19 protein-coding genes, 3 tRNA genes and 1 pseudogene are annotated in these 21162 nt (G+C 72.6%); 15 read left to right on the top strand and 8 right to left on the bottom strand.

Going from position 1 to position 21162, the window contains the following annotated elements; all coding sequences use genetic code 11:
* The first annotated feature begins 151 nt into the window (after positions 1–151).
* The 7 genes from LADH09A_RS20430 (at position 152) to arfB (ending at position 5746) form a co-directional block, all read left to right on the top strand.
* The gene (locus LADH09A_RS20430) at positions 152–661 is read left to right on the top strand and encodes a hypothetical protein (protein WP_238647081.1); all 510 of its coding nucleotides are present in this window, start codon (positions 152–154) and stop codon (positions 659–661) included.
* A 292-nt stretch (positions 662–953) separates the two neighbouring features.
* Positions 954–2003 carry an AAA family ATPase gene (locus LADH09A_RS20425; protein WP_238647080.1) on the top strand — a complete coding sequence of 350 codons (1050 nt, stop codon included), beginning with the start codon at positions 954–956 and terminating at the stop codon, positions 2001–2003.
* Between the two features lie 26 nt (positions 2004–2029).
* The gene (locus tag LADH09A_RS20420; RefSeq protein WP_238647153.1) at positions 2030–3019 is read left to right on the top strand and encodes a DUF58 domain-containing protein; all 990 of its coding nucleotides are present in this window, start codon (positions 2030–2032) and stop codon (positions 3017–3019) included.
* Complete coding sequence (locus tag LADH09A_RS20415; RefSeq protein ID WP_238647079.1) at positions 3016–3975, top strand: VWA domain-containing protein; 960 nt, start codon at positions 3016–3018, stop codon at positions 3973–3975. Before LADH09A_RS20420 ends, LADH09A_RS20415 begins: the two co-directional genes overlap by 4 nt.
* A gap of 43 nt (positions 3976–4018) precedes the next feature.
* On the top strand, positions 4019–4891 hold the full coding sequence (locus LADH09A_RS20410) for a S1C family serine protease (protein WP_238647078.1): 873 nt from the start codon (positions 4019–4021) through the stop codon (positions 4889–4891).
* Positions 4892–4989: 98 nt separating this feature from the next.
* Positions 4990–5286, top strand: a complete 297-nt coding sequence (locus LADH09A_RS20405) for a hypothetical protein (protein ID WP_238647077.1) — start codon at positions 4990–4992, stop codon at positions 5284–5286.
* A gap of 34 nt (positions 5287–5320) precedes the next feature.
* Entirely contained in the window at positions 5321–5746 is a 426-nt protein-coding gene (gene arfB, locus LADH09A_RS20400) for an alternative ribosome rescue aminoacyl-tRNA hydrolase ArfB (protein ID WP_238647076.1), read from the top strand.
* A gap of 15 nt (positions 5747–5761) precedes the next feature.
* Here arfB and LADH09A_RS20395 read toward each other — a convergent pair whose 3' ends face one another.
* On the bottom strand, positions 5762–6628 hold the full coding sequence (locus tag LADH09A_RS20395; protein WP_238647075.1) for a 3-methyladenine DNA glycosylase: 867 nt from the start codon (positions 6626–6628) through the stop codon (positions 5762–5764).
* A gap of 34 nt (positions 6629–6662) precedes the next feature.
* On the bottom strand, positions 6663–8138 hold the full coding sequence (locus LADH09A_RS20390) for a hypothetical protein (protein WP_238647074.1): 1476 nt from the start codon (positions 8136–8138) through the stop codon (positions 6663–6665).
* A gap of 172 nt (positions 8139–8310) precedes the next feature.
* Between LADH09A_RS20390 and LADH09A_RS20385 the strand changes: the two genes are divergently transcribed.
* The 4 genes from LADH09A_RS20385 to LADH09A_RS20370 all read left to right on the top strand — a co-directional run bounded on the left by LADH09A_RS20385 (position 8311) and on the right by LADH09A_RS20370 (position 9770).
* Positions 8311–9114 carry a fumarylacetoacetate hydrolase family protein gene (locus LADH09A_RS20385; protein WP_238647073.1) on the top strand — a complete coding sequence of 268 codons (804 nt, stop codon included), beginning with the start codon at positions 8311–8313 and terminating at the stop codon, positions 9112–9114.
* A gap of 108 nt (positions 9115–9222) precedes the next feature.
* Positions 9223–9294, top strand: a tRNA-Gln gene (locus LADH09A_RS20380).
* 135 nt (positions 9295–9429) lie between these two features.
* Positions 9430–9502: transfer RNA gene (locus tag LADH09A_RS20375), tRNA-Glu, on the top strand.
* Between the two features lie 195 nt (positions 9503–9697).
* Positions 9698–9770, top strand: a tRNA-Glu gene (locus LADH09A_RS20370).
* 220 nt (positions 9771–9990) lie between these two features.
* Here the strand turns inward: LADH09A_RS20370 and LADH09A_RS20365 are convergent.
* The gene (locus LADH09A_RS20365) at positions 9991–10677 is read right to left on the bottom strand and encodes an IclR family transcriptional regulator (protein ID WP_007456408.1); all 687 of its coding nucleotides are present in this window, start codon (positions 10675–10677) and stop codon (positions 9991–9993) included.
* A 49-nt stretch (positions 10678–10726) separates the two neighbouring features.
* Between LADH09A_RS20365 and leuC the strand changes: the two genes are divergently transcribed.
* The 4 genes from leuC (at position 10727) to LADH09A_RS20345 (ending at position 15735) form a co-directional block, all read left to right on the top strand.
* The gene (gene leuC, locus LADH09A_RS20360) at positions 10727–12172 is read left to right on the top strand and encodes a 3-isopropylmalate dehydratase large subunit (RefSeq protein ID WP_238647072.1); all 1446 of its coding nucleotides are present in this window, start codon (positions 10727–10729) and stop codon (positions 12170–12172) included.
* 14 nt (positions 12173–12186) lie between these two features.
* Positions 12187–12774, top strand: a complete 588-nt coding sequence (gene leuD / locus LADH09A_RS20355; protein WP_238647071.1) for a 3-isopropylmalate dehydratase small subunit — start codon at positions 12187–12189, stop codon at positions 12772–12774.
* Positions 12775–12946: 172 nt separating this feature from the next.
* Positions 12947–13651 (top strand): HU family DNA-binding protein, encoded by a 705-nt coding sequence (locus LADH09A_RS20350; protein WP_238647070.1) that lies wholly within the window; start codon positions 12947–12949, stop codon positions 13649–13651.
* 140 nt (positions 13652–13791) lie between these two features.
* Positions 13792–15735 carry an endonuclease/exonuclease/phosphatase family protein gene (locus tag LADH09A_RS20345; protein ID WP_238647069.1) on the top strand — a complete coding sequence of 648 codons (1944 nt, stop codon included), beginning with the start codon at positions 13792–13794 and terminating at the stop codon, positions 15733–15735.
* 44 nt (positions 15736–15779) lie between these two features.
* On the opposite strand, the gene LADH09A_RS20340 is transcribed toward LADH09A_RS20345, so the two are convergent.
* The 5 genes and pseudogenes from LADH09A_RS20340 to LADH09A_RS20320 all read right to left on the bottom strand — a co-directional run.
* The gene (locus LADH09A_RS20340) at positions 15780–16658 is read right to left on the bottom strand and encodes an NUDIX hydrolase (protein ID WP_238647068.1); all 879 of its coding nucleotides are present in this window, start codon (positions 16656–16658) and stop codon (positions 15780–15782) included.
* Positions 16646–18166 (bottom strand): CYTH and CHAD domain-containing protein, encoded by a 1521-nt coding sequence (locus LADH09A_RS20335; protein WP_238647067.1) that lies wholly within the window; start codon positions 18164–18166, stop codon positions 16646–16648. The genes LADH09A_RS20340 and LADH09A_RS20335 overlap by 13 nt, the downstream gene beginning before the upstream one ends.
* A gap of 24 nt (positions 18167–18190) precedes the next feature.
* Complete coding sequence (locus LADH09A_RS20330; protein WP_238647066.1) at positions 18191–20548, bottom strand: RNA degradosome polyphosphate kinase; 2358 nt, start codon at positions 20546–20548, stop codon at positions 18191–18193.
* A gap of 54 nt (positions 20549–20602) precedes the next feature.
* Positions 20603–20800, bottom strand: a complete 198-nt coding sequence (locus tag LADH09A_RS20325; protein WP_030335323.1) for a cold-shock protein — start codon at positions 20798–20800, stop codon at positions 20603–20605.
* Between the two features lie 23 nt (positions 20801–20823).
* Positions 20824–21162 (bottom strand): annotated as a pseudogene (locus LADH09A_RS20320) (2-phospho-L-lactate guanylyltransferase); the annotation flags it as partial.

Below are 21162 nucleotides of genomic sequence, written 5' to 3'. Positions count from 1 at the left end.
GGTTTTAGATCGTTGAGAAATCAACCTCGCTGGGTGCAGGATAAGCAACTTGCCCCCGCCCTGTCGTCGTCGTGCCGCCTATTTATGGGCAGTCATCCGTCCCGCCCTGCGGGTCGGCCGAATTCGCACGGTCACACAAGGGGGACCTGTCATGAGCACATCTTTCCGACGTAAGGCGGCGGCGATCACGTTCGCCGTCCTGGCGCTCAGCCTGGCTGGTGGCGGCATCGCCGTCGCCCAGCCGTCGGCGAAGGCGCCGCAGGAGGCCGCCCAGCCGGCGGCCCGCGGCACGAACTCCCAGCCGCCGGTCAGCGCCGAGTCGGCCCGCATCGCGAAGTCCGCGCTGAAGGCGGGTGCCGCCACCACGCTGGTGGCCACCAACGCCTTCACGGTCGTCAACTCCAACGGCACCAAGGCGCGCGGCACCGGCACCGTGGTCAAGTACGGCGTCGGGGAGTACGAGGTGATCTTCGGTCACACCGTCTCGGCCGGTGCCTTCCTGGCCACCCTCTCCCTGTCGGGCTCCTGCTGCATCCCGCCGGGTGGCGAGGTCTCAGTCGCCCCGCGGCTGCTGACGCCCAACGCGGTCTTCGTCCAGACCCGCAACTCGGCCGGGACGCCGGCCAACCTGGGCTTCACCCTGCTCACCCACACTCCCTGACCGACATCGAGGTCCGGCCCCCGCGCCTGCTGCGCGGGGGCCGCACCATGTCCGCGGCCGGCCCGCAGGTCCCAGCCCCGAAACAGCCCGACTGGGGTCTGATCCGGCACGTCGGCTGTCGTGAACAGGTGGGCGGCCCGTTTTTACGTGATACCTAGGTAATCGGTCCTCTCCGGGTGCCTCATGCCGGTCTTCACCCTTTCGCGCGGCTCATCCCTGTTCGGGCCACCCCGGGCCGGTCCGGGCCGCACAATCCGACGTTTGCCCGGCACGTGCCAGGGAAGCAAGCACCGTGACGGACATCTCGGACACCCTGGCCAGCATGCCCAGCTCGGTCGATCCCGAGCCGACGGGCGCCGAGCTGGAACAGACCCTCTTCGAGGTCAAACGCGTGATCGTCGGGCAGGATCGCCTCGTCGAACGCCTGCTCACCGCACTGGTCGCCAACGGGCACTGCCTCCTGGAGGGGGTGCCCGGCGTAGCCAAGACACTGGCCGCCCAGACCCTCGCCACAGTGGTCGGCGGCACCTTCTCGCGGATCCAGTTCACTCCGGACCTGGTCCCCTCCGACATCGTCGGCACCCGGATCTACCGGGCCTCCAAGGAGACCTTCGACATCGAGCTGGGCCCGATCATGGCCAATCTGGTGCTGGCCGACGAGATCAACCGAGCCCCGGCAAAGGTCCAGTCGGCGCTGCTGGAGGCGATGGCCGAACGGCAGGTCTCGATCGGCGGGCGGAGCTGGCCCGTCCCGGAACCGTTCCTGGTGCTGGCCACCCAGAACCCGATCGAGTCCGAGGGGGTCTACCAGCTCCCGGAGGCGCAGCGCGACCGGTTCCTGATGAAGGTGGTGGTCGACTACCCCAGCGACGCCGACGAACTGGCCATCCTCTACCGGATGAGCACCGACCGGCCCACCCCACGCCGGGTGCTCGACGCGCAACGGCTGCGGGACCTCCAGCTCCACGCCGAGCGGATCTTCGTCCACCACGCGCTGGCCGAGTACGTGGTGCGGCTGATCCTCGCCACCCGGGACCCGGGCCGGTTCGGGCTGCCGGAGATCGCCCCACTGCTGGCGTACGGGGCCAGCCCGCGGGCCACCCTGGGCCTGGTCGCGGCGGCCCGGGCGCAGGCCCTGTTGCGCGGACGGGAGTACGTGCTGCCCGAGGACGTCCGCGAACTCGCCGTCGACGTCCTCGCCCACCGGCTGGTGCTCTCCTTCGACGCGGTGGCCGACGGGGTGTCGGCCGAGAGCCTGGTGCGTCGGCTGGTCGAGGCGGTACCACCGCCCCGGCTGGCCAGCGGGCACCCACAGCAGGCGCCGGATCTGGCGGCGGCATGAGACGCGCGCAGGTGGCACGCGCCGCCGTGCCAGCCGACCCCGGTCTGGCCGAGCTGGCCCCCGACCAGCGGTTACGCCGCCTGGAGCTGACCGTCACGCGCCGCCTGAACGGCCTGCTGCACGGCCAGTACCGCGGTCTGCTGCCCGGACCGGGCAGTGAACCCGCCGGCAGCCGCGAGTACCGACCGGGCGAGGACGAGGTACGCCGGATGGACTGGGCGGTGACGGCCCGTACCGCCGTTCCACACGTCCGGCAGGTCGACGCCGACCGTGAGCTGACCACCTGGCTGTTGGTCGACGGCAGCGCCAGCATGGAGTTCGGCACCGCCGAGCTGGACAAGCGGGAGTTGGCGGTGGCCGCCGTCGCGGCGGTCGGGTTCCTGACGGCGGGCGTCGGCAACCGCCTCGGCGCCCAGGTGCTGAGGGCGGACGGGGTGCGCCGTTTCCCCGCCCGCGCCGGGCGTACCCATCTGCTTGCTCTGCTCCGCGCGCTGCTCGCCGCCCCGCGTGCCACCGCACCCGGGTCGGTGGCCGGGGGACAGCCGCGGCCGCCGGATCTGGCCGACGGACTCGACGCCCTGCACCGGATCGCCAACCGGCGGGGTCTGGTCGTCGTGGTGTCCGACTTCCTCGACGGGCTGCCCGACGACGCCGGCCAGCAGGCGCCCTGGGAACGGATGCTGCGCCGGCTGACCGGCCGGCACCAGGTGCTGGCGATCGAGGTGGCCGACCCACGTGAGCTGGAGCTGCCCGACGTCGGCCTGATCACGCTGATGGACCCGGAGACGGGCCGCTGCCGTGAGGTGTGCACATCGGACCGACGGTTGCGCGAGCGGTACGCCGAGGCCGCCGCCGCCCAACGCGACCAGGTCCACCAGGCGTTGCGCCGCAGTGGGGTCACCCACCTGCCGTTGCGCACCGACGGGGACTGGAGCGCGGACATCGTCCGGCACGTCCACGCCCAACGTCGGCTGGCCGCCGCGCCGGCCGGCCACCGACGGGGAGGTGTCGCGTGATCTGGCAGTCGCCGCTGCGACTCTGGCTGCTGCTCGGTGTGCTCGCCCTGGTCGTCGCGTATCTCGTGGTGCAGCGCCGACGCAGCCGTTACGCGGTCCGCTTCACCAACCTGCGGTTGCTGGACCGGGTGGCGCCGGAGCGGCCCGCCTGGCGCCGGCACGTACCGGCCGGGCTCTTCCTGGCCATGCTGGCGCTGCTCGTGGTCGGGTTCGCCCGACCCAGTGCCGAGGTCCGGGTGCCCCGGGAACGCGCCACGGTGATGGTGGCGGTGGACGTGTCCACGTCGATGCTCGCCACCGACGTGGAACCGGACCGGTTGGCCGCCGCGAAGCAGGCCGCTCGGCGCTTCGTCGAGGGCCTGCCCGACGAGTTCAACGTGGGGCTCGTCGCCTTCGCGGGCAGCGCGGCCGTGCTCGTGCCGCCGGGCACCGACCGGGACGCCCTCGACGAGGGGATCGACCGGCTCGCCGAGGGAATCACCGGGGTGCAGGGCACCGCGATCGGCGAGGCCATCAACACCTCGCTCGGCGCGGTCAAGAGCCTGGACAGCGAGGCCGCGAAGGAGACGCCGCCGGCCCGGATCATCCTGCTCTCCGACGGCGCCAACACCTCCGGGATGGACCCGATGGAGGCGGCGGCGGAGGCGGTGACGGCGGAGGTGCCGGTGCACGCCATCTCGTTCGGCACACCGTCCGGATTCGTGGACCGCGGAGGACGGCCCATCCAGGTGCCGGTGGACGGGCAGACGCTCAAGGCGGTCGCCGAGGAGACCGGCGGGATGTTCCACGAGGCCAGCACCAAAGACGAGCTGCGCGCCGTCTACGACGACATCGGCAGCTCGGTCGGCTACCGCACCGAGCGGCAGGACGTCTCGGCCCGGTTCATCGGCCTCGGACTGGTGTTCGCGATGGGCGCCGCCGCCGGATCGATGCGCTGGTTCTCCCGGCTGCCCTGATCGCCGCGCAACGCAGGACCGACGTCGACCGTGAGGAGTACGCATGGCAGTGCAGACCGGACTGGGCGAACCGCGCGGTCCCTGGTTCATCTCACCGGAACTCGACCCGGACGGGCGCGGGTGGTGGGACCCGCCCGAGCGGGAACCGGGCGGGCGACGGTCCGGGCGGCTGCTGGCCGTGCTGGGCGTGGTGGCTGTCTCCGCCGTGTCCGGTGCTCTCGCCGGTGGCGTGGTGGCCAGCCGGGACGGGGCTGGGGGCCCGGCTGCGGCGTCCGCCGCCCCGGTGCCGGCCGAGCTGGTCACGGCGGCGGAGCGGACCGTACCGGGGGTGGTGTCGGTGTTGGCCGGCGGCGGCGCGACCGGAGGGTCCACGACCAGCGGGTCCGCGACCGGTTCGGGCTTCGCCGTCGACGACCAGCAGCACCTCATCACCAACGACCACATCCTGGCCAAGGGCGGTGGTGGGCCGGTGACCGTGGAGCTGCCCGACGGCCGCCGGTTCGCCGCCGAGGTGATCGGACGGGAGCCGCGCAGCGACCTGGCCGTGCTGAAGGTGCCGGCATCGGCCGGGCTCACCCCGTTGCCCCTGGCCAAGCCGGGAGCGACCCGGGTCGGTGAGCCGGTCCTCGCCGTCGGTTCGCCGCTCGGTCTGGCCGGGACGGTCACCGCGGGCATCGTCAGCGCGCTGGACCGCCAGGTGCGGCTGGGCAACAACCAGCACAGTGCGGTGCAGACCGACGCCTCCATCAACCCCGGCAACTCCGGTGGGCCCCTCGTCAACGCCCGCGGGGAGGTGGTGGGTGTGAACACCGCCATCGCCACCATCGACGGAAACGGATCGATCGGTATCGGGTTCGCCATTCCGATCGACCAGGTCCAGCAGACCGCCGACACGATCATCGGCAAGGGTGGCTGAGCTGCCCGAACGCCCTGACGGGGGCCATCACTGTCAGATATCCGGCGGCACGGCATCGGGCCATGGAAATATGACGGTCGGTATGGATACTGGCGGAGGTGGAGCGTCCTCTTCTCGCGGTCCTCCTGCTGGTGGGCCTGGTCATCGGATGTGCAGTGGGGTCGGCGTACGCCCGGGCGCGACGCGGGTGGAACGATTACCAGACCGTCAAGAAATCGGTGCCGGGTGCCCGCCGAGGCGCCTGGACACTCGTCCGCGGGGTCGTCGTGAAGGCCGGGGTGATCGCGCTGTTGCTCTTCGGCGCGGTGGCGTACGCGGCGGTCGGCGCCGACGAGGAGACCGCCGGGCCTGCGCCCAGCCAGGCCCCGACAGAGAGTGAGCGTCCGCACCGATGACCCCCAGCGGGTCGTCGCGGGTTAGCCTCGGGGCGTGGACGACGGACTGCGGGTGACCGACCGGTGGGTCGTCCCCGCCGGGGAGCTGCGGGAGCGCTTCTCCCGCTCGTCCGGGCCGGGTGGGCAGGGGGTGAACACCGCCGACTCCCGGGTCGAGCTGAGCTACGACCTGGCCAACTCGCCGGCCGTGCCCGAGTGGCTGCGGTCGCGTGCCCTGGACCGGCTGGCCAACCGCCTGGTCGACGGGGTGCTGACGATCGCCGCCAGTGAGCACCGGGCCCAGTTGGCCAACCGGGAGGCGGCCCGCGAACGGATGACCGCGCTGCTGCGCGAGGCCGCCGCACCCCCACCACCGGCTCGCCGAGCGACCCGCCCGTCACGCGGGGCCAAGGAACGCCGGCTGGCCGAGAAGAAGCGCCAGTCCCAGCGCAAACGCGACCGCCGCACCGACGACGACTGACCGGCCCGCCCCGGGTCAGGCCGGGACGGCGGCGAGCAGCCGGTCGCGAAGCACCGCTGCCCGCTCGGCGAACGCGCGTTGCGCCGTCGCGTACTCCGCACGGCCGTCCGGGGTCTCGACCCGCACCGGCGGGTAGCCGAGTGCGGCCAGGTCGTACGGGCTGGCCCGCATGTCCAGTGTGCGGATGTCCCGGGCCAGCTCGAACGCGTCGGCCACCAGCTCCGCGGGGACCAGCGGCGAGAGCTTGTACGCCCACTTGTACAGATCCATGTTGGCGTGCAGGCAGCCCGGCTGTTCGAGTGCGTGCTGTGTCTCCCGCGTCGGGCTGAGCAGGTTCAACGGTCGAGCCGGCGGCGTGAAGAACCGGAACGCGTCGAAGTGGCTGCACCGTACGCCGCGCTCCTCGACGACCGCGGCGGTCCGCTCCGGGGTCAGCCGCAACGGCCAGGCGTTGTGCCGCAGCTCCTCACGGGTCTGCCGGTAGACCATCGCCCACTCGTGCATCCCGAAGCAGCCGAAGTGCGGCGCCCGCCCGGCGGTGGCCGCCAACAGGGAGCGGATCCAGGCGATCGACTCCCCGCGCCGCGCGCGTACCGCCTCGGTGTCGAGGGTGACCCCGGCGGTGCTGGCGCGGTAGTCCCGGCCGAACTCGGCCGGGTCGGCGTCGCGCAGCTCGACCCCGGCCCCGGGGTGCCAGCGACGGAGCTGGGCCGGGCGGTGCGAGTAGTAGGTGAACAGGAAGTCGGCCACCGGGTGTCGTTCACCACGCCGTCGGCGGGCCAGGTGCGGCGTCAGCCAGACGTCCACGCGTTCCTCGTGGGCCCGTCGGCGGGCCTGCCACTGCGCCACGTCGAGCACGGCGGGGGCGAGGGCGGCGGTCACGCACCCCAGGGTACGACCGCCGCCCGCACACCGGTCAGGGCATGTGCACCCGGACGCCGGCGGAGAACACCCCGCTGCGCAGCTCCAGCTGCTGGGGCGGGTCCCGCCCGTCGACGGTGAAGACCAGCGGGAGCACCATCCGGGTGCCCGCCGCCATCGGGTCGGCGAAGATGTCCCGACCCAGGTTGGCCGCCCGGGTGGCCGGCTCGTCGGTGCTCACCCAGCGCCCGCCGGGCAGGTACGCCCGTTGCAGCTGACCGTGCCAGGGCTGGTGGTCGCCGGTGACGTTGCGCACCCCCACGGTGGCCTGGCAGCGTCGGCCGTTGGCCGGTGCCGCGCCACCGCCGCCGGTCTTGCCGGCCGAGCCCGGCGCGCCACAGGACATCCGGTACACGGTGAACTCGAACGCCGACTCCCGCAGCGGCACACCCACTCCTCCGGTGACCCCGGTGCCCATCCACGCGCCGCTGGTCGGCTGCTTCTGCGTGTCGATCTCCGAGACCTGCCGGGTCGCCGTCCAGCCGGCGGTGCCGACGACGCCGGCCAGCACCACGACGGCGGCACCCACCAACAACCAGACCGGTGGGGTACGCCGACGCCTCGACGGTCTCGGGGCTGCCGGACGCGGATAGACCGTCCCGCGATCACCGTCCGGCCCGTCGCCGGTGGCCAGGGCGGCAGCCGTCACCCGACGCCCGCGCCGACGTCGCCACACCCACACCAGCGCGGCGCTGATCAACAGCAGGGCGGCCAGGCCGGCCAGCAGCACCGGGTACCGCCGCCAGGGCGGCGCCTCGGTGACCTCGGCCGCCGGGGCTCCCGCCGCCTTCCAGGTGGCCGTCGCGCAGTCGTACGGCCGACTGCCGTCACTGGTGAACGCGCAGGCCGGCGCGGTCAGTGGCTGGCCCGGCGCGGTCGCGGCGAGCGCGGTGCCCAGCGTGGTGCTGCTGTGCGCCGGCAGCCGCAACCGCCAGGTCACCTCCGTGCTGGACCCGCCGGCTCTGGTGGACCGGCCGCCGGCGCTGATCGCGGTCGGCGACGAGCCGGCCGGCAGCTCCTGGCGCACCGTGGTGTCCACCGGCGCGTTGCCCACGTTGCGCACCTGGATCCGGTACCTCGGTGCCGGGCTGCTCTCCGGTGCGACGGCCACCGTCACCTGTTGTGGGGGTGCCGACGCCGGTGCCCGGGTCGGTGGCGCCACCGCCGGTGGCGCCGAGGGCGGGGTGGGCTCGGTCAGCCACGCGACCACCGCGACCGGTGGTTGCGTGACGGTCGGGCCGGCGGTCCGCGCCGGTGGCCCTGCGGCGTTCGGTCGTGGCGTCGCGACGACCGGTGGCGCCGCGGCCGGTGATCGTGGCGTCGCGGTCGTTGGTTGTGGCGTGGCGGCCGGTGGTCGTGGCGTGGCCGCCGCCTCCGGGGCCACCGCCGGCAGGGCCGGCACGGCGGCGAGGATGCCGAGGCAGTGTACGAACACTGCGAGGGCTCTGTGGTGTCGTGTCGATGCAGGCATACGAACGAACCTCCGGAGCCGACGGTAGGGGCGGATCGGCTCCGTGCGGGTACGAAGTCGGGAAGACCGCCCCGGTCACCTCCTGCTCCGATAGGGTGCCGCGCTGACGGGTTGGGCACACCTCACGGCCGGTCCTGGCCGGTGGGGGTGTCGGCGGGGCTAGATTGGCCGGGTGCGTATCGCTCGTTTTGCCCATGCCAAGGGAATGTCGTTCGGTGCCGTCGAAGGCGAACCGGAGGCCGGGCCGCAGGGCCTGACCATCGCCGAGATCGAGGGCCACCCGTTCGGCCAACTCTCCTTCAGTGGGGCCCGTTGGGCCCTTTCCGACGTTCGGCTGCTCTCGCCGATCCTGCCCAGCAAGGTCGTGTGTGTCGGCCGCAACTACGCCGACCACGCCGCCGAGCTCGGCAACGACGTGCCCAAGGAGCCGTTGCTCTTCCTCAAGCCGTCCACCTCGGTGATCGGCCCCCGCGACGCCATCCGACTGCCGATCTTCTCCAAGCAGGTCGAGCACGAGGCCGAGCTGGCGGTCGTGATCGGGGCCCCGGGAGCGCGCCGCGCCGACCGGGCCGCCGCCGAACGCGCCATCTTCGGCTACACCTGCGCCAACGACGTCACCGCGCGGGACCTCCAGCGCTCGGACGGGCAGTGGACCCGGGCCAAGGGCTTCGACTCGTTCTGCCCGATCGGGCCGTGGATCACCACCGGTCTGGACGTCTCCGACGTGGAGATCCGCTGTGAGGTGGGTCGCAACCCGGAGGAGATGGAGGTACGCCAGCTCGGCCGGACCAAGGACATGGTCTTCGACGTGGTGGGTCTGGTGTCGTACATCTCGCACGTCATGACTCTGCTGCCCGGAGATGTGGTTCTGACCGGCACTCCGGCCGGGGTTAGCCCGCTCGTCGAGGGGGATACGGTCACCGTGCGGATCGAGGGGATCGGCGAGCTCACCAACCCGGTGGTTCCCGTCGCCTGACCCGTCGGATACCCCTGTTTTCGCAGCTCACGAGGGGTTCGGGGGGATCGGATTTGGCCAGTCCGCACCGGGAGGGTAAAGTTCACTCCCGGCACCGCAAGGTGCCAATGGGGTATGGGGTAATTGGCAGCCCGACTGATTCTGGTTCAGTTAGTCTAGGTTCGAGTCCTGGTACCCCAGCGCTGCTGGAATTCGCGAGAGTTCCAGACGCTGGATTCTGACGGAGTTCGACTCCGCCCCTCCGGGGGCGGAGAGTGGTCTCTGGTAGAGTGCAGCTCCTCCGCCCGCATGGGTGGGGGAGCAAGAGCTAGTTCTGGCCCCGTCGTCTAGTGGCCCAGGACGCCGCCCTCTCAAGGCGGTAGCGCCGGTTCGAATCCGGTCGGGGCTACATTGTGCACAGCCCGTCTCACCTGGTGAGGCGGGCTGTTTCGCTTGTCCGCGCCGGCCCGTTGGTTGTCTGCGCCGGCCCGCTGCGGTTGTCTGCGCCGGCCCGCTGCGCGCCGCACCCCGCGATCATGCCGACGCCACAGTGCCGCTAGACTACAGCCGTGCCGCCCGCGAGGGCGGTGAACGGAAAAGTTCTGGCCCCGTCGTCTAGTGGCCCAGGACGCCGCCCTCTCAAGGCGGTAGCGCCGGTTCGAATCCGGTCGGGGCTACAACACCGAAAGCCCGTCCCGCCTCTGGCAGGACGGGCTTTTCCCGTACCCACCCGCCCGCCCCCGGCCCGCCCCCCTTCCCCCACCTCCGCCTCGGTGATCAAGAGCTTTGCGTCACCGCTTTCGGCGTGTCGTGACGCAAACCTCTTGATCACCGGGGGAGTGGGGTGGGCCAGGGGCAGGGGCAGGGGCAGGGGCAGGGGTGGGGGTGGGGGTGGGGTTAGAGGCCGGAGAGGCGTTGGCCGGCTCTCACCACTGCCATGGCGTGGCGTTCGCCGGGGCGGCGGCCCAGGCGCTCTATCGGGCCGGAGATGCTCACCGAGGCGATCACGCGGCCGGTGCGGTCACGGATCGGGGCGGAGACGCTCGCCACACCGGCCTCCCGCTCGGCGACACTCTGCGCCCAGCCACGACGGCGTACCTCGGCCAGTGTCCTGCCGGTGAACTTGCTGCGCGGCAGCAACGGCATCACCGCCTCCGGTGGCTCCCAGGCGAGCAGAATCTGGGCCGCGGAGCCGGCCGTCATCGGCAGCACCGAGCCGACCGGAACGGTGTCCCGCAGGCCGCTGGCGCGCTCCGCCGCCGCCACGCAGATCCGCTCGTCGGCGCGGCGCAGGTAGAGCTGTGCGCTCTCACCGGTGGCGTCGCGCAGCGCGGCCAGCAAGGGCTCGGCGGCCGTGAGCAGAACGTCTGGCGCGGCGTTGGCCAGCTCACCCAGCCGAGGGCCGGGACGCCACCTCCCCTGTGTGTCGCGCACCAGCATCCGGTGAATCTCCAGGGCCTGTGCCAGCCGGTGTGCGGTGGCTCGGGGCAGCTTGGTGCGTTCAACGAGTTCGGCCAGGCTGGCGCCGTCTACGCAGGCGGCCAGGATGACCACCGCCTTGTCGAGAACGCCGACACCGCTCATACTGTGTCCCACAAGCCGAAACTTACCTCCCAGAATTTAGGATGTCCAGATGGTGGGAGTCACTCCTGAGCCGAGGACCCTGGCCGAGAAGGTCTGGGACACGCACGTCGTACGGTCCGCCGCTGGTGAGCCGGACCTGCTCTTCATCGACCTGCACCTCCTGCACGAGGTGACCAGCCCGCAGGCGTTCGACGGGCTGCGGCTCGCCGGGCGCCGGGTGCGTCGTACCGACCTGACCCTCGCGACCGAGGACCACAACACCCCGACCGGGTACGCCGACCCTGCGTTCCGCCTCCGCCGCGGTGACCTGCTCACCATCGAGGACCCCACGTCGCGTACGCAGATCGAGACGTTGCGCCGCAACTGCGCCGAGTTCGGGTTGCGGCTGCACCCGCTCGGTGACGACAACCAGGGCATCGTGCACGTGATCGGCCCGCAGCTCGGTGTCACCCAGCCGGGCATGACGATCGTCTGCGGTGACTCGCACACCGCCACCCACGGCGCGTTCGGCGCGCTCGCCTTCGGCATCGGCACCAGCGAGGTGGAGCACGTGCTGGCCACCCAGACGCTGCCGCAGAGCCGGCCGAAGACGATGGCCGTGAACGTCACCGGCCGCCTCGCGCCCGGTGTCACCGCCAAGGACCTGGTGCTGGCGCTGATCACCCAGGTCGGCACCGGCGGTGGGCGCGGGCACATCGTCGAGTACCGCGGCGAGGCGATCCAGGCCCTCTCCATGGAGGGGCGGATGACCATCGCCAACATGTCCATCGAGTGGGGCGCCAAGGCCGGCATGATCGCGCCGGACGAGACCACCTTCGCGTACCTCAAGGGTCGGCCGAACGCGCCGCAGGGCGCCGACTGGGACGCGGCGCTGGCGTGGTGGCGGACGCTGCCCACCGACGAGGGCGCGCGCTTCGACGCCGAGGTGACCCTGGACGCCAGCCGGGTCACCCCGTTCGTCACCTGGGGCACCAACCCCGGCCAGGGGGCGCCGCTGAGCGCGCCGGTGCCGGACCCGGAGGAGTTCACCACCGACTCGGAGCGTGCCGCCGCGCGCCGCGCCCTGGAGTACATGGACCTGCGTCCCGGCACCCCACTGCGGGAGCTGCCCATCGACGTGGTCTTCGTGGGCTCCTGCACCAACGGTCGTCTGGAGGACCTGCGGGCCGCCGCCGACGTGCTGCGGGGGCACCAGGTCGCCGACGGCGTCCGGATGCTCGTGGTGCCCGGTTCCGCCGCTGTGCGGGAGGCCGCCGAGGTCGAGGGGCTGGACAAGGTCTTCACCGACGCCGGGGCCGAGTGGCGGTTCGCCGGCTGCTCCATGTGTCTGGGGATGAACCCCGACACGCTGAAGCCGGGCGAGCGCTCCGCGTCCACCTCGAACCGCAACTTCGAGGGCCGTCAGGGCCGGGGTGGGCGTACCCACCTGGTCTCCCCGCCGGTTGCCGCCGCCACCGCCGTGGTCGGTCGGCTGGCCGCCCCCGCCGACCTGTAGAAGGGACCGAGGAGATGGACAAGTTCACCACCCACACCGGCACCGCCGTGCCGCTGCGTCGGTCCAACGTGGACACCGACCAGATCATCCCCGCCGTGTACCTCAAGCGGGTGACCCGGACGGGTTTCGCCGACGGGCTGTTCAACGCGTGGCGGGAAGACCCGGCATTCGTGCTCAACGATGACAGCTATTCCGGGGCGTCGATCCTCATCGCCGGTCCGGAGTTCGGCACCGGCTCCTCCCGCGAGCACGCCGTGTGGGCACTGCGGGACTGGGGCTTCCGCGCGGTGGTGTCCCCCCGCTTCGGCGACATCTTCCGTGGCAACGCCCTCAAGGAAGGTCTGTTGCCGGTCGAGTTGGAATTGAAAGCCGTCGAAGAGTTGTGGGATCTGGTCGAGTCGGATCCGACCACTCCGGTGACCGTCGACCTGACCGCCCGCCAGCTCCGGGCGGGGGACGCCAGCTGGTCGTTCCCGCTGGACGACTTCAGCCGTTGGCGGCTGCTGGAGGGCCTGGACGACATTGGACTCACCCTTCGGCACGCCGCCGACATCGACTCCTACGAGGCGCGCCGACTGCCGTTCCTGCCCTCCGTGGCATAGCCGTACGCCCGCTCACACAGCGAATTCCACCCCCATCGGTCCAACCGGTGGGGGTGAATCCGTTACGACACAAGGGCTTTTTTCTACCGAATGTTTGTGTCTCGGCAGCACAGGGCATACCGTGCGCGCAGAATGGCTCGCGTCGAGTCAGTTGCACAATCGGGAGGAAGTCGTGAACAAGGCCGAGCTCATCGAGGCGCTCGCTGTTCGCCTGGGGGACCGGAAGATGGCGACGGCCGCGCTCGACGCGGTCCTCACCGAGGTCCAGGCGGCAGTCACCAAGGGCGAGAAGGTGGCGATCACCGGATTCGGAGCATTCGAAAAGCGTGTGCGTGGCGCGCGAACAGCGCGCAACCCTCGTACCGGCGAGGCGGTGAAGGTCAAGAAGACGTCAGTCCCGACCTTCCGCGCCGGCGCCGGGTTCAAGGAGATGGTGGCCAGCGGCAAGGTGCCGAAGGCCACGGTGGCGACGAAGAAGGCCGCCGCCAGCACCGCCACGGCCAAGGCCGCCGGCACCAAGGCAGCCGGTACGAAGGCGGCTGGCACCAAGGCAGCCGGCACGAAGGCGGCGGGCACCAAGGCAACCGCGGCCAAGACGGCCGCCAGTAAAAAGACTGCCCCGGCCAAGGCGAGCAAGACCACCACGGCGACCAAGACGGTCGCCAGCAAGAAGACCGCCCCGGCCAAGGCGAGCAAGACCACCACGGCGACCAAGACGGCCGCCGGCAAGAAGACCACCGCGGCGGCGAAGAAGACCACCGCGGTGACCAAGTCGACCGCGGCGAAGAAGACCACCACGGCGGCGAGCAAGAGCGCGGCGGCCAAGAAGGCGCCGGCGAAGAAGGCTCCGGCCAAGAAGGCGGCCAGCAAGCGCTGACCGACCTGCCCCGAAAGGGCGTCCACCCGTGGGTGGGCGCCCTTTCGGCGTACGGGGGCCGTTGACCCGCTCGCCTCGCTCGCGCAGAATCGCCGTGCCGGTCCCCCTCCGCCGGCCCGTCGACGCGAAATGGGGCGCCGGTGCGCTACCGCCAGCTCACCACCGGGACGCTCGCGCTGGGCGTCCTCCTGCTCATCGACGTGCTGCGGGTCTGGTTGCCCGGCATCATCACCATCTTCGGCCAGGCGGCGTCCACGCCGGCCGAGCTGATGGGCGCGTTCGCCCTCGGCTGGTTCGTGCTAGCGCTGGGCGCGCCCGCGGTGGTCCGCCGGATCGGCGCCCGCCCGGTCACGGTCGCCGCCGCCGTTCTGCTGGCCGCCGCCCGGCTCGCGCTCACCGCGACACCCGGCGGGCGTACGCAGCTCTGGTTGGCCACCGCTGGGCTGCTCGCCGGACTGGTCTGGCTGGTCGGCGTCGCCGCCGGCATCGACCGACCGGTTCCGGGGCTGGCGTTGGGTCTCGCGGTCAACGCGGCCCTGCACGCGGTGTTGGACACCGTCGACCTGGTGTGGCGGGGCGACTGGTTGGCCTGGCTGCTCAGCTCCGTCGCGGTGGTGCTGTTCGTGCTCGGCACGGCGCAGCCCGGCACCCCTGCCGAGGCCGGCACGCGTGCCGGTGGCGCGTGGGCCTGGCTGCTGGCCGGGCCGGCGCTGCTGCTGGCCGGAATGGTCGCGCTCTCCCCGGCGCTGGCCCGGACCGGGATGTCGTACCTGGTGGCCGGGGACGGTGTGGCTCGTTCGCCGCTGTTCGGCCTGGCGCCGGTGCCGGTGGCCGTCGCCGGGTTCCTGTGCACCGCGTTGACCCGGCCGCCGCGAGGGTGGGGCCGTGCGTACGGGCCGGTGGCGCTGCTGGCCGGCGCGGTGCTGTTCGCTCTCGACCGGGGTGACCTGCTCCTCCCGGCCGTCCTGCTGGCCGCCGTCGGGCTCGGTGCCTGCCTGGCCCTCGCCGACGTCGCCAGCGGCCCGGAGAGCGTCACCAGCGGCCCGGAGAGCGTCACCAGCGGCCCGGAGAGCGTCACCGGCAGCGCCGGCGGCACGGGGGCCCGCCGGGGGTACGCGGTGGCCGCCGGCATGGTCGTCTTCGCGCTGGGAGCGATCGGCTACTACTCCGCCTACGACCTCGGTTACCCCAACGCGGCGGTGCCCGTGGTGGTGGCCGCGCTGGTCGCCGTCGTCGCGTTCGCCGCGCGTCCCGTCGCACACCGGCTGCCCGGGCCGTTTCCGCCGCTCCGGGCCGCCGCCGCGGTCACCGCGCTGGCCCTGCTTGCGCCGGTGCTCGCCGACGAGGTCCCGGTGGCCAGCAACCGGGAGGGCCCGCCGGAGCGGCTGACCGTGGTGGCGTACAACATCCGGATGGGTTTCGGGCTGGACGGTCGGTTCGACCTGCCCGGGCTCACCGAGGTCGTCGACCGGCAACGGCCCGACGTGGTGCTGCTCAGCGAGGTGGACCGCGCCTGGCTGCTCAACGGTGGGCACGACACCCTGGACCTGCTGGCCGGCCGCCTCGGTATGCCGTACGTCTTCGGGCCGGCCGCCGACCCGGTCTGGGGTGACGCGGTGCTCAGCCGTTGGCCGATGCGCGACCCGCGTAGCCTGCCGCTACCGGCCGTCGGTGCGCCCACCGGGGCGCAGGCTCTCGCCGTCACACTGGACCTGGGTGACGGTGTCCGTACCGCCGTGGTCAGCACCCACCTGCAACCGCCACCCGGGCAGGGCCCGGTGGTGCAGGCCCGCGCGGTCGCGGACTTCGCCACCCGGTACGCGGCCGGCCGACCCCTGGTTGTCGCGGGCGACCTGAACACCGAGCCCGGCGACGAGGCGTACGCGGAGTTCACCGACGCGGGCCTCGCCGACGCGTTCGCGGCCGCCCGACCGCTGGCGACCAGCCCGGCGGACGACCCGCGCCAACAGATCGACCACATCTTCGTCTCGCCCGGCCTGGCACCCAGCAACCCGGTGGCGCCCCGCAGCACGGCCAGCGACCACCTGCCGGTCGCGGTGACCCTGACCCTGCCGCCCCGCTGACAGCACTGGGCCCGTGCGAAGCCGGGCCGGTGCGAAGCCGGGCCCTACAGGCGGTCGGCGGCCAGCAGCCGGTCGGCGGTGAACGCGAGCAGCCAACCACCGCCCTTGGGCGTGGTGAAGTCCTCGTCGGTGCGGCCGGTGAGGTGCTCCAGCGCGCCCGGCAGCACCTTGCCCTGACTGCACACCGCCACCTGCCCACCGGCGGTGGCCAACTCCAGCAGCCGGGCGGCGGTGGCCAGGATCTGCTCGTCGCTCTGCTGGCCGGGCTGGGGCTCGTCCAGGTCGCCGCAGATTTCGATCGGCAGGTCGAGCAGCGCCGCCGCCGGATCCAGTGTCTGCACGCACCGTCGCGGTGACGCCGACACCAGCCGGGACGGCCGGATCAGGGCGACCAGGTCGGCCAGCGCGCTCGCCTGGGCCCACCCCTCCGCGTCCAGGGGTCGCCCGACGTCCGGGCCGGACCAGGTGGCCCGCTTGCCGGCGTGCGCGTGCCGCACCAGCGCGACCGTCGCGGTCACCGGCGGCAGCGCGGCGAACGCCGCCAGGACCTCGGCGTCGTGGGGGTAGCTGACCAACCGGATCGCGTCGTCCACCGCGAGCCAACGCATGTCGTCCACCTCGGTGTCCGGTTGGAAACCGCCGCTGGCCACCGCGAGCATCGACCAGTAGTCGACCAGCTTGGCCTGCCCCTCGCTGCGGTAGCGCACCGACGGCAGCCGGACCTGCGGCACGCCCCGTACGTCGGACTCCTCCGCCACCTCGCGGACCGCCGCCGCCAGCGCGTGTTCACCCGGCTCCAGTTTGCCCTTCGGCAGAGTCCAGTCGCCGTAACGGGGGCGGTGCACCACACAGACGCGTACGCCGTCGGGGGTCGGCCGCCAGGCCACCCCGCCCGCCGCCCGGATGCCGATCACGGCAGCCAACTGGTCCGCCGTCGCCGGGTCGCCCGATGCCAGGCGGCCGGGAGGAGGCCCCGCATCCGGCGTACGGACCCGCGTTCCCGCTCGGCGAGCCGCCCGGCGGTGACCGCCAGCTCGTGGTCGTCCGGCCGCTCGGCGGCGATCTCCAGCCAGGTGTCCGCTGCCACTGCCGCGTCCTGGTGCTCGCCGAGGACGTCCTGCACCCGGGCCAGGGCGCGGGACAGTCGGCGCGCACCCTTGCTGACCGTCGGTGCCACCGCGTTGACCGCGTAGCGGGCCTGCTTGGCCTCCTTGCGAACGGCGTGCCAACGGTCGTCCGGTGACTCCGGGTCGAGCCCGTCGACCCCGTCCGGCCCGCTCAGCCGCGACCAGGGCCGGGCCACCAGCGCGGGCAGCGCCTCGCCCGCGGGTGCCGCCGCCCGGCGGGTGAGCCGGGGCGCGCGGGCGGCCAGCACCAGCGAATCCACCAGAGCCAGGTAACGCGCGGAGCGCAGCGCCTCGTCGATGGCGGCGTGCGCCGTCCGCTGCCGTTCGGCGAGCACCTCGTCCAGTCGGTCCACCGCCCCCGGATCGAGTGGGCTGAGCGGGTCGGCGTCGGCGGTGCGGCGCAGCCGTGCGCGCAGCACCTCGGCATCGCGGGCCGCGCCGAGAACACCGGCCAGCCAGCGCAGCTCGTCCCGCAGCGGGCGGGACCAGGTCTTGCGGAGCAGCGGCTTGAAGGTGCGCAGGTCACTGCGTAGGCGTCGACAGGCGACCCGCATCTGGTGCACGGCAGTGTCCCCACTGGCGGCCGGGGCCCGCAGCCGGACCAGTGGGTCGTGCGCCAGCAGCCGGCGGATCTCCTTGCGGACCGCTTCGGTCACCACGTCGCCCGCACTCGCCCCGTCGGTCAGCCCGGCCGGCGCGACCAGGTCCGGATCGGCCTGCGCCGTCGCGCCCAGAGCCCGTACGTGCTTCGGGGTGAACGACCCGCCCCGGGCGCCAGCCTCGCGCAGCACCGCGCCGATCCGGTCGAGCAGCTCGCGGTCGCCGGCCTTGCGCTCCGCCTCCACCTCGCGGAACGTGTCGGTGGTGGCGCCGGAATCGTCCAGCACGGTCACCCGGTCGTCCACCACCTCGGCCAGCACGGTGCCGGCCTTGTCGCACACCTCGTACGCGTGCCGGACCGTCCGCACCACCGTCACCGGGGCCAGCGGTGCCCCCCGGTGCAGGACGGTGACCAGCTCCACCAGCTCCGGTGGTGGCTGCCCCTTCGGCCCTGGACGGGAGATCTCGTGCCGGACGCCCGGCGTCCCGGTCGGCAGTTTCACCGTCCAGGGCAGCTCGTCGCCCCGGCGGTGACGCAGGGAGGCGCCGGCGCGAGCCAGCCGAAGGTCGACGGTGTCGAGATAGCGGGCGACCAGCGTCACCGCCGGCAGCGCCCGGACCCGACCCCCGGCCGGGGCCGTGGCGGCCAGGTCCGGCAGCACATAGGTGTCGTCCACCTCGTACTTCTGCTCCTCCTCGACCATCAGCTCAGCCTATGCGGTGATCGGTCAGCCGGCCGTGCCACCGACGCGGCGCAACAGCAGTTCCTGTAGGTGCGCCCGGGCGTTGTCGTCGTCGCTGGTCCGCCGGGTCCAGCTGCCGTCGCCGGCCAGCTCGAACGCGTCCACGTCGGGACTCATCGCGGCCGCCAGCACGTGGTCCAGCTCGGCTCGGGCGATCGGGTCGGTCACCTGCACCAGCGCCTCCACCCGACGGTCCAGGTTGCGGTGCATCAGGTCGGCCGACCCCATCCAGAACTCGGCCTCGCCGTTGTTGCCGAACCGGAAGACCCGCGAGTGCTCCAGGAAACGACCGAGGATCGAGCGGACGCGGATGTTGTCCGACAGCCCGGGCACCCCGGGACGCAGCGTGCACATGCCCCGGATGAGCAGGTCGACGTGGACGCCGGCCTGGGAGGCCCGGTACAGCGCGTCGGTCACCCCCTCGTCGACCAGGGAATTGACCTTGAACTGGACCAGGCCGGGCATACCCAGTCGGACGTGCGAGATCTCCCGCTCGATCCGCTCGATGAGGCCGGTGCGGATGCCCTGTGGGGCGACCAGCAACCGCCGGTAGGCGGTCTGCCGGCTGTAGCCGGTGAGGACGTTGAACAGGTCGGTGAGGTCCGCGCCGATCTCCGGGTCGGCGGTGAGCATGCCGAAGTCCTCGTACAGTCGGGCGGTCTTGGGGTGGTAGTTGCCCGTGCCGATGTGGCAGTAACGGCGGATCTGGTTGCCCTCCTGACGCACCACCAGCGCGGTCTTGCAGTGCGTCTTCAGGCCGACCAGGCCGTACACCACGTGGCACCCGGCGCGTTCCAGCGTGCGGGCCCAGCCGATGTTGGCCACCTCGTCGAAGCGGGCCTTCACCTCCACCAGCACCACCACCTGCTTGCCGGCGGCGGCCGCGTCGACCAACGCGTCGACGATGGGGGAGTCCCCGCTGGTGCGGTAGAGGGTCTGCTTGATGGCCAGCACGTTCGGGTCGGCGGCGGCCTGCTCGATGAAGCGCTGCACGCTGGTGGCGAACGAGTGGTACGGGTGGTGCACCAGGATGTCCCCGTCGCGCAGGGTGGAGAAGACGCTGCGCGGCACCTCGCCCTCGGCGAGCCGGGGGTGGGTGGAGGGCACGAACGGCGGGTCCTTGAGGTCCGGTCGGTCGGCCTCCCCGTAGACCTGCCACAGCGCGGACAGGTCCAGCAGGCCGGGCACCCGAAGTACGTCCTGGTCGTCCATGTCCAATTCGCGTACGAGCAGCTCCAGCACGTGGTCGGAGATGGACGCGGCCACCTCCAGACGCACCGGCGGGCCGAACCGCCGCCGGGCCAGCTCCCGTTCCAGGGCCTGGAGCAGATCCTCGTCGCGGTCCTCGTCGACCTCCACCTCGGCGTTGCGGGTGACCCGGAACAGGTGGCACTCGACCACCTGCATACCACTGAACAACTGCCCCAGGTGCACCGAGATCAGGTCTTCCAGGGGCAGCATCCGTACGCCCGGCTGGCCCCGGTCGACCCGGACGAAGCGGGGCACGTTGTTGGGCACCTTCACCCGCGCGAACAGCTCGGAACCGCCGTTCGGGTCGCGGACCGCCACCGCCAGGTTCAGCGAGCGCCCCGAGATGTACGGGAACGGGTGCGCCGGGTCCACCGCGAGCGGGGTCAGCACCGGGAAGATGTGCTCCCGGAAGTAGGTGCGCAGGCGTTCGCGCTCCGGGTCGCCCAGCTCGCCCCAGCGCAGGATGCGGATGCCCTCGTCGGCCAGCTTGGGCAGCACGTCGTCGACGAAGCAGGCGGCGTGGCGGGCACCCAGCGCCGCGGTGCGCTCGGCGATCAGCTCCAACTGGGTACGCAGGGGCAGCCGGTCGCCGCCGCGCACCGGCAGGCCGGCGGAGAGCCGCCGCTTCAGCCCGGCGATCCGCACCATGTAGAACTCGTCCAGGTTGCTGGCGAAGATCGCCAGGAACTTGGCCCGTTCCAGCAGTGGGGTGCGCTGGTCCTCGGCCAGGGTGAGCACGCGGGCGTTGAAGTCGAGCCAGGAGAGCTCCCGGTTGAGGAACCGGTCCTCCGGCAGTGGCGTCGGCGGCGCGGCGTCCTCGTCGTCGTCGGCGCCGGTCGGCAGGTCGTCCGGCAGGACCTGGTGGACGCCCCCGGCGGTCGGGCCGGTCGCCCCGATGGTCGGCCCGGGATCCAGGACCTCGTCCAGCCCGGAGGAGGCGGCAGCCGGGTCGTCGGCGAGGGTGTCGGCGCGGGCGGCGCCGGCCCGTTCGGCGCGGGACGGGCGGAATCGGCCGTCGGTGCCGCGCGCGCGGGAGCCGTTGCGGAGATCGGTGGCGGGCGGGTGGGCCGGTTGCTCGCGAGGGGTGCTCACCCGCTCATAATCACCCGATTACGGTAAACGCAAAATGAACTTGGGCTCGCCGGCTCAGATCATCGTCGGCAATGTCACCCGGACGACCTCTCCGTCGGGATCCGTGTCGATGCGGACCCGCTGGCCCAGCCGGAGTAGCCGCAGCCCGGAGGCATCGAAGGCACGCGCGGGGAAGCGCATCTCGGTGCCGTCGTCGAGCAGCAGGACACCGCTGCGTGTTGCCGCGTCATAACTGGCCACCGTGCCCTGCATGCTGGCACCGTACACCCGGGGGGTCACCCCGCGGAGCGGGCCGGCCGGCTGGCGGCGGTGACGAGCGCGGCGGTGCGCGGCCCCAGTCCGAGCCGGGCGGCGGCGGCCAGGTCCGCGGCGGTGTCCACGTCCCGGCGCAGGCTGGGCCAGTCGCCGGTCAGGGGCAACGCCCCGCTCGCCGCGTGCGCGACCGCCGAGCCCACCCCGAAGCGAGGATCCAGCGGCACACCCGGCGGGGCGGCGAGCAGCACCGTGCCGCTGCCGGGGGCGTCCGGCACGAACCGGCGTACCCCACCTCGGCCGTTCTGCGCCGCGAGCAGCGCGCCGGCCAGCTCGGGCGGGCGCAGCGCCGGCAGGTCCGC

Origin of the sequence: Micromonospora cabrerizensis (assembly GCF_022230955.1) — a bacterium.
GTDB lineage: Bacteria > Actinomycetota > Actinomycetes > Mycobacteriales > Micromonosporaceae > Micromonospora > Micromonospora cabrerizensis.
Note: the sequence above shows the minus strand (reverse complement) of the source record. Positions and strands in the feature narration are given on the sequence as shown.

What these genes read in the sequence shown, in the direction of transcription:
- LADH09A_RS20430 (WP_238647081.1), top strand. Translation starts at nt 152, where the DNA reads ATGAGCACATCTTTCCGACGTAAGGCGGCGGCGATCACGTTCGCCGTC.
- LADH09A_RS20410 (WP_238647078.1), top strand. Translation starts at nt 4,019, where the DNA reads ATGGCAGTGCAGACCGGACTGGGCGAACCGCGCGGTCCCTGGTTCATC.
- LADH09A_RS20390 (WP_238647074.1), bottom strand. Translation starts at nt 8,138, where the DNA reads ATGCCTGCATCGACACGACACCACAGAGCCCTCGCAGTGTTCGTACAC.
- LADH09A_RS20365 (WP_007456408.1), bottom strand. Translation starts at nt 10,677, where the DNA reads ATGAGCGGTGTCGGCGTTCTCGACAAGGCGGTGGTCATCCTGGCCGCC.
- leuC (WP_238647072.1), top strand. Translation starts at nt 10,727, where the DNA reads ATGGTGGGAGTCACTCCTGAGCCGAGGACCCTGGCCGAGAAGGTCTGG.
- leuD (WP_238647071.1), top strand. Translation starts at nt 12,187, where the DNA reads ATGGACAAGTTCACCACCCACACCGGCACCGCCGTGCCGCTGCGTCGG.
- LADH09A_RS20335 (WP_238647067.1), bottom strand. Translation starts at nt 18,166, where the DNA reads ATGGTCGAGGAGGAGCAGAAGTACGAGGTGGACGACACCTATGTGCTG.
- LADH09A_RS20325 (WP_030335323.1), bottom strand. Translation starts at nt 20,800, where the DNA reads ATGCAGGGCACGGTGGCCAGTTATGACGCGGCAACACGCAGCGGTGTC.